Below are 692 nucleotides of genomic sequence, written 5' to 3'. Positions count from 1 at the left end.
GAGCGGCTTCGTTCAACAAACGCTTTAAGACAGATTCATAAACGCGTGCCATTTTCGCTTCGCTACAATTTTGGCACACATTTACTCACCACTTAAGCGGGCGTTAGTTACCTAGGGTTATCAATTGAAGACTGAGTGGATAATTAGGAAAATTGTATTACTACTCACATTAGTAGTAATAACCTTCGTATTTGGAGGAATGTTCTATTCTGTTAACTCTGATGTAAAGGTAACAATAGATAATGGGTATGGCTCACCTATCTTCATCTCTTTTATTGTTGTATATATAATCGGGATCATTGTGTTTTCGCTGTCTTATCTACAAAATAAAAAGGTATTTCTTAAAGTAACAAAAACATGGAAGTCGTCTTATTTTATAGTTTTCCCCATCGTATATGCCGCTCTTTTATCTTTTTCTATCTTTGGGGCAGTTCCTAAAATACTGCATAACATCAATTCAGTAAGTGGCTACATTAACTTAACAGTCAAAGAAAAGATAAATAATAATCATAGAGGGCGCTGCGCTCCGAGAATTATCGCCCAAGAAGTTACTTTTTCAATAAATGGGCATGTTTGTGTTTCTAATTCTGAATTTAACGAAGTGCAAGTTGGTAACAATTTCATTACCATAGGCTTAATATCCGCATATGGTTTCGAGAGTGTCGAAATCGGTAACTAACGTATAAGGATAG

General features: G+C 35.5%; 1 protein-coding gene. It reads left to right on the top strand.

What is annotated here, in order from left to right:
- Positions 1-124: 124 nt before the first annotated feature.
- Positions 125-679, top strand: coding sequence for a hypothetical protein (locus tag AB4238_RS22360; protein WP_372035830.1), 555 nt, complete (start codon positions 125-127; stop codon positions 677-679).
- Positions 680-692: the final 13 nt, after the last annotated feature.

Source organism: Shewanella sp. 10N.286.45.A1, from assembly GCF_041470405.1.
Classification (GTDB): domain Bacteria; phylum Pseudomonadota; class Gammaproteobacteria; order Enterobacterales; family Shewanellaceae; genus Shewanella.
Note: the sequence above shows the minus strand (reverse complement) of the source record. Positions and strands in the feature narration are given on the sequence as shown.